A 6026-nucleotide genomic window follows, 5' to 3' on the forward strand; every position below is an offset into this window, starting at 1 on the left:
CTGGAGCTGAGCCATATCGAACAGGACCCGGTGGTCGTGGTCGAAAAGGTGTCTTGGCTCAAGGTCATCCGCGCCAGGGAAACCTGGGGCTATGCGCTGGGCAAGTTCCTGATCGACCCCATCTGGTGGATGTTCCTCTTCTGGCTGCCGGATTTCCTGCACAAGCGCTATGGTCTTGATCTCAAGACCTTCGGACCGCCGCTGGTGGCCATCTATCTGCTGTCCGACATCGGCTCGGTCGGCGGCGGCTGGCTGTCGTCGCAGTTCATCAAGCGCGGCTGGAGCGTCAATGCGGCGCGCAAGGTGACCATGCTGATCTGCGCCGCTCTGGCCCTGCCGGTGGGCGTCGCAGCCATGGCCGACAATCTGTGGGTCGCGGTGGCGATCATCGGTGTGGCGACCGCCGCGCACCAGGGCTTTTCGGCCAATCTCTACACCCTGCCGTCGGACGTCTTCCCCAATGGCGCGGTGGGTTCAGTCGTCGGGATCGGCGGCATGTTTGGGGCCTTTGGCGGCATGGCCATGGCCAAATATGCGGGCTATGTGCTGGACAAGATCGGCTCCTACACGCCCATCTTCATCTATGCGGCGACGGGCTATTTTCTGGCGCTTCTGGCCGTGCATCTGTTGATGCCGAAGCTCGAACCGGCCAAAATCGGATGATGGAGAAACCCCGGTCGCAAGATCGGGGTTTTTAAAGCGCATTCCGAAAAGTGGGACGCACTTTTCGGGCTCAAATGCGCGCCAACAGACATTTTAAAATGCGTTCGTTGCGAACGTATTTTAATCCGGGAAGGCCTCTTTCAGTGTCTTCGCCGTGCCGAAGCGGATCGTCGTCATCGAATGAAAGACCTCGCCCGGCCGCAGCACGGCCGAAGGAAACTCCGGGCGGTTGGGACTGTCCGGAAAATGCTGGGTTTCCAGTGCAAAGCCGTCGCGCGGCCAGATGCGATTGCCTGCCCGCCCTTTAAGCGTCCCGTTAAAGCCGTTGCCAGTGAAAAGCTGCACACCCGGCTCGGTGGTTTTCAGTTCCAGAGTCCGGCCGCTTTTCGGGTCCCAGGCCCGCGCCGCAAGGCTCAGGGCACCGGGCTGGGGTTTGGTCAGCACAAAATTATGGTCAAAACCGCCGCCGATTTTCAGTTGCGGATCGGCCCGGACGATCTGCGCCCCAATCTGAGTCGGCGTGCGGAAATCAAACGGCGTGCCCGCCACCGAACGCAAGGCCCCTGTCGGTAGCTTCTTGTCCGACAGGGCGGTAATGGCATCGGCCTTCAGTTGCAGGTACTGAGCGTCAGTCGAACCCGACGCCGCCCCGCCCAGATTGAAATAGGCGTGGTTCGTCAGGTTGATCACCGTCGGCTTGTCGGTCGTGGCGCGGTAGTCCAGCGTCAGCGTATCGTCATCCGACAGGCCATAGGTCACCGAAACACGCAACGTCCCCGGAAAACCATTCTCGCCATCCGGGCTGACGTAGCGCAAGGTCAGCGCGCGGCACCCCGGCACCTTGCACGATTCCGCCGTCCACACGCGCCCGGAAAAGCCCGGCCTGCCGCCGTGCGAGACAATCCCACCTTTGGGGTCGAGCACCACGCGCTGCCCATCCAGCGTAAAGCCACCACCAGAGATGCGATTGGCAAAGCGCCCGACCACGGCGCTGAAATTGGCCCGCGCCTCATGCGCCTTCAGGTCAGCCAGATCGAGCACCACATTGTCCAAACGCCCGCGCCGGTCGCGCACCCGCACGGCATCGAGAACGGCCCCATAGGTCAGAACCGAAACCTCCGTCCCGCGCCGGTTACGCAGAGTGTAGCGTTCCACCGCCTTACCACCGGCCGTCACCCCGAACGGCGCATAGCTGACCTGTGGCCGGGACAGGCCGGACAGCATCAGAGACGAAGCCACAAGCGGTAGGAGGATCAGGGCGCGCATGACCGAAGCCTAACCCGCCCGCGGACGCCTTTCCACAGGCCTCACGAAAAAGAGACTGGATTTTTTAAATTGTTGCAATAGATACTATATCAATCGAAACAAAACGGGGGTTCCCATGTCTGTCACTCCGCACAATCCGCTCGGCCTCAACGGCTTTGAGTTTGTCGAGTTCACCAGCCCCGACCCCACGGCCATGCGCGCCCATTTCGAGCGACTGGGTTTTGTCGCCGCCTCGCGCCATCCGTCCAAGGCCGTCACGCGCTATAAGCAGAGCCGCATCAACCTGTTGCTTAACGAAGACGCGACGGGTCAGGCCGCCGGGTTCCGCGCCGCGCATGGCCCCTCGGCCTCAGGCATGGCCTTCCGCGTCGCCGATCCGAAGACAGCCTTCGAGGCCGCACTGGCCCGCGGAGCCAAGGCCGCGGACGCTGCCGCCGGGACGCTGGGCGACGGCAGTTTCGTGCTGGAAGGCATTGGTGGCTCCTACCTTTACCTGACCCCCGACACGGATCATCTCTATGCCGACTGGTTCGCCGTGCCGGGAGCCGAGGCCGCCGAGCGGGAGAACAGCGTCGGGCTCGACCTGCTCGACCATCTGACCCACAATGTGCATCGTGGTCAGATGCACGTGTGGTCGGACTTCTATTCGCGCATCTTCGACTTTGAAGAGCAGAAGTATTTCGACATCAAGGGGCAGGCCACCGGCCTCTTCTCTCAGGCCATGATTGCCCCGGACAAGGCCATCCGTATCCCGCTCAACGAGTCGCAGGACGACAAGAGCCAGATCGAGGAATATCTGCGCGAATACAAGGGCGAAGGCATTCAGCATCTGGCGCTGACCACCGACGACATCTACGCCACGGTGGAAAAGCTGCGGGCGCGCGGCGTGCGGCTTCAGGACACGATCGAGACCTATTACGAACTGGTGGACAAGCGCGTGCCCGGCCACGGCGAAGACCTTGAGCGCCTGCGCCGCAACCGCATCCTGATCGACGGCAATGTCGGCGAAGAGGGCATCCTGCTGCAAATCTTCACCGAAAACCTGTTCGGGCCGATCTTCTTTGAGATCATCCAGCGCAAGGGCAATGAAGGCTTTGGCAACGGCAACTTCCAGGCACTGTTCGAGTCGATTGAACTCGATCAGATCCGCCGCGGCGTTATCTCGGTCGATGCGTGATGGGCCCTTACCTCAGCGGATTTGGCAATCATTTCGCCACTGAGGCCGTGCCCGGTGCCCTGCCCGTGGGTCAGAACTCACCGCAGGCCGTGCCCTTTGGCCTCTATGCCGAGCAGTTTTCCGGCACGGCCTTCACCGCCCCGCGCAGTGAAAACCGCCGCACCTGGTTTTATCGTTTGCGGCCATCGGCGCAGCACGCGGCCTTTGCGCCGTTGGAAGCGCCCGGCTGGCGCACGGACGGGCCGCCGCCCTCACCCAACCGCCTGCGCTGGTCGCCGCTGAAGACGCCACAGGGCGCGGTCGATTTTATCGATGGGATGACGGCCTATGCTGCCAATGGTGATGTGGCGACGCAGAGCGGCGTGACGGTCTATCTCTATGCCGCCACGGCCAGCATGACCCGACGGACCTTTTTTAGCGCCGATGGCGAATGGCTGATCGTGCCGCAGGACGGTGTTTTGCGCATCGTTACGGAATGCGGGGTGATCGAGGCCGCGCCGCTCAGCGTGGTACTGATCCCGCGCGGGCTGAAATTCCGCATCGAACTGCCTGAGGGTGCGGCGCGCGGCTATGTCTGCGAAAACCACGGCGCGGCCTTCCGACTGCCCGATCTGGGGCCAATCGGCGCCAACGGGCTGGCCAATCCGCGCGATTTCGAAGCCCCGGTCGCCGCCTTTGAAGATGAAGACGCACCGCATCAGTTGATCCAGAAGTTTCAGGGTCAGTTGTGGGCCACGACGCTCGATCATTCGCCGTTCGACGTAGTGGCCTGGCATGGCAATCTCTGCCCCTACCGCTACGATCTGCGGCGCTTCAATACGATCAATACGGTCAGTTTCGACCACCCCGACCCGTCGATTTTCACCGTCCTCACCGCACCTTCCGACACATCCGGCACCGCCAATTGCGACTTTGTCATCTTCCCGCCGCGCTGGATGGTGGCCGAACACACCTTCCGCCCGCCGTGGTTCCACCGCAATATCATGAGCGAATTCATGGGCCTGATCGAAGGCGTATATGACGCCAAGGCCGAGGGTTTCGCCCCCGGCGGGGCCTCTTTGCACAATTGCATGAACGCCCACGGCCCGGATCTCGCCAGCTATGAGGCGGGGGTGTCAGCCGAACTGAAACCCCATCGGTATGAGGGCACCATGGCCTTCATGTTTGAAACGCGCTTCGTGTTGCGCCCCACGGCTCAGGCCCTCACCCTGCCGGGTCTGCAAGGCGATTATGACGCCGGCTGGGGCGGCTTTGATAAGGCCCGACTGCCATGATCGACTTTACCCACGACCCTGACCGCAAAAGCTGGCTGGCTGCCGCCAATGGCCACGCCGATTCTCCGATCCAGAACCTGCCGCTGGGCATCTTTGCGCCCATAGGGTCCGACGACCGCCGTCTGGGGACGGCCATTGGCGATCATATTCTCGACCTGCGCAGCCTGCATCAGGCTGGACTGATCGAAGGCGACGCGGCGGCGCTCAGCGCACGCACGCTCAATACCCTGTTTGCCCGCCCGGCCCCTGAGCGCCGCGCTTTGCGTCAGCGTCTTTCGACCCTGCTCAGCGATCCAGCGCATGAGGCAGCGGTGTCACCGCACCTCTATGCCGCAGAGACCTGCACCCTGTATCTTCCCGCTGAGATCGGTGACTATACGGACTTCTATGTCGGCATCCACCACGCCACAGCGGTAGGCAAGCTGTTCCGGCCCGACAACCCCCTGCTGCCCAATTACACACACGTCCCCATCGGTTATCACGGCCGCGCCTCTTCGGTGCGTGTGTCCGGTGAGCCGGTGACGCGCCCTCTGGGTCAGATCAAGGCCCCGGACGCCGAAACCCCGCGCTTTGCGCCGACGCAGCGGCTCGATTACGAGCTGGAGCTGGGTGTCTTTATCGCTGGCGAAAACCCGCTGGGTCAGCCGGTGCCGATCCGCGAAGCGTCTGAGCGTATCGCCGGGTTTTGCCTGCTCAACGACTGGTCGTCGCGCGACGTGCAGGCGTGGGAATATCAGCCTCTGGGGCCGTTTCTGGCCAAGAACTTCCACACCACGATCTCGCCCTGGGTCATTACGGCCGAGGCGCTGGCCCCTTTCCGCACCGCGCCACTGAAGCGCGCCAGCGATGATCCCGCGCCCCTGCCCTATCTGATGGACGCGGAGAATCAGGCACAGGGCGGCTATCGCATCCGTCTGGGGGCCAGCCTGCGCACGGCGGGCCTGAGCGCGCCGGTCGAACTGGCGCAATCGCGCGCCGAAGAGGCCATGTACTGGACCGTCGCGCAGATCATCGCCCACCACACCAGCGGCGGCTGCAATCTGCGCCCCGGCGACCTGCTGGGGACCGGCACCCTGTCCGGACCGCAGCCGCACGAAGCGGGCAGCCTGCTGGAACTGACCGACGGGGGCAAGACGCCGCTCACCCTGCCGTCGGGCGAAACGCGCCGCTTCCTCGAAGATGGCGACGAGTTGACTCTGTTTGCCCGCGCCGAGGCCGAGGGATTTGTCTCCATTGGTTTTGGCCCCTGCACGGCGCGCATCCTCCCGGCTGTCGCCCTATGACCGCCACCCTGCCCCGCCTGACGCAGGTGCGCCCCGGCATCGCGCTGGGGCCGCTGGAGCGCATCGCTGACGGAGCAGCACGCAACTATGTGCTTCAGGTGGGCGAGGCGCGCTTTCACGGCTTTGTCGTGCGGCAGGGCCAGACGGTGCACGGCTATGTCGATGCCTGCCCGCACGCCGGTTTGCCGCTGTGCCAGACGCTGGATGACTATCTGACGCCCGATGGCGGCCTGATCCGCTGTCAGTGGCACGGCGCGCTGTTCGACATTCAAAACGGTGTGTGCGTCGGCGGTCCCTGCCCCGGTGCGTCCCTCACCCCCTGGCCGGTCGCCGTGCGCGACGGGCAGATTTTTACCGCCTGAA

General features: G+C 63.5%; 6 protein-coding genes. 5 read left to right on the top strand and 1 reads right to left on the bottom strand.

Features of this window, described 5'->3' with window-relative positions:
* Positions 1 to 663: MFS transporter (locus tag Q0072_RS04445; protein ID WP_298326303.1), on the top strand; the 663-nt coding region annotated here is incomplete at its 5' end.
* A 120-nt stretch (positions 664 to 783) separates the two neighbouring features.
* On the opposite strand, the gene Q0072_RS04450 is transcribed toward Q0072_RS04445, so the two are convergent.
* Positions 784 to 1929 (bottom strand): aldose epimerase family protein, encoded by a 1146-nt coding sequence (locus Q0072_RS04450; RefSeq protein ID WP_298326305.1) that lies wholly within the window; start codon positions 1927 to 1929, stop codon positions 784 to 786.
* 115 nt (positions 1930 to 2044) lie between these two features.
* Between Q0072_RS04450 and hppD the strand changes: the two genes are divergently transcribed.
* From hppD to Q0072_RS04470, 4 genes are read left to right on the top strand one after another with little or no spacing between them, the layout of a single operon-like run.
* Positions 2045 to 3106, top strand: coding sequence for a 4-hydroxyphenylpyruvate dioxygenase (hppD, locus tag Q0072_RS04455; protein ID WP_298326307.1), 1062 nt, complete (start codon positions 2045 to 2047; stop codon positions 3104 to 3106).
* A complete protein-coding gene (hmgA, locus tag Q0072_RS04460; RefSeq protein WP_298326308.1) occupies positions 3106 to 4380 on the top strand; it encodes a homogentisate 1,2-dioxygenase in 1275 nt (424 codons plus the stop codon). The genes hppD and hmgA overlap by 1 nt, the downstream gene beginning before the upstream one ends.
* Positions 4377 to 5663, top strand: a complete 1287-nt coding sequence (gene fahA, locus Q0072_RS04465) for a fumarylacetoacetase (protein WP_298326310.1) — start codon at positions 4377 to 4379, stop codon at positions 5661 to 5663. Before hmgA ends, fahA begins: the two co-directional genes overlap by 4 nt.
* Positions 5660 to 6025 (top strand): Rieske (2Fe-2S) protein, encoded by a 366-nt coding sequence (locus Q0072_RS04470; protein ID WP_298326312.1) that lies wholly within the window; start codon positions 5660 to 5662, stop codon positions 6023 to 6025. Before fahA ends, Q0072_RS04470 begins: the two co-directional genes overlap by 4 nt.
* Position 6026: the final 1 nt, after the last annotated feature.

The sequence above is a fragment of the Asticcacaulis sp. genome (assembly GCF_027484505.1).
Taxonomy (GTDB): domain Bacteria; phylum Pseudomonadota; class Alphaproteobacteria; order Caulobacterales; family Caulobacteraceae; genus Asticcacaulis.

Excerpts from the sequence above, each read along its gene's own strand:
- hmgA (WP_298326308.1), top strand. The coding sequence starts at position 3,106 with ATGGGCCCTTACCTCAGCGGATTTGGCAATCATTTCGCCACTGAGGCC.
- Q0072_RS04450 (WP_298326305.1), bottom strand. The coding sequence starts at position 1,929 with ATGCGCGCCCTGATCCTCCTACCGCTTGTGGCTTCGTCTCTGATGCTG.
- hppD (WP_298326307.1), top strand. The coding sequence starts at position 2,045 with ATGTCTGTCACTCCGCACAATCCGCTCGGCCTCAACGGCTTTGAGTTT.
- fahA (WP_298326310.1), top strand. The coding sequence starts at position 4,377 with ATGATCGACTTTACCCACGACCCTGACCGCAAAAGCTGGCTGGCTGCC.
- Q0072_RS04470 (WP_298326312.1), top strand. The coding sequence starts at position 5,660 with ATGACCGCCACCCTGCCCCGCCTGACGCAGGTGCGCCCCGGCATCGCG.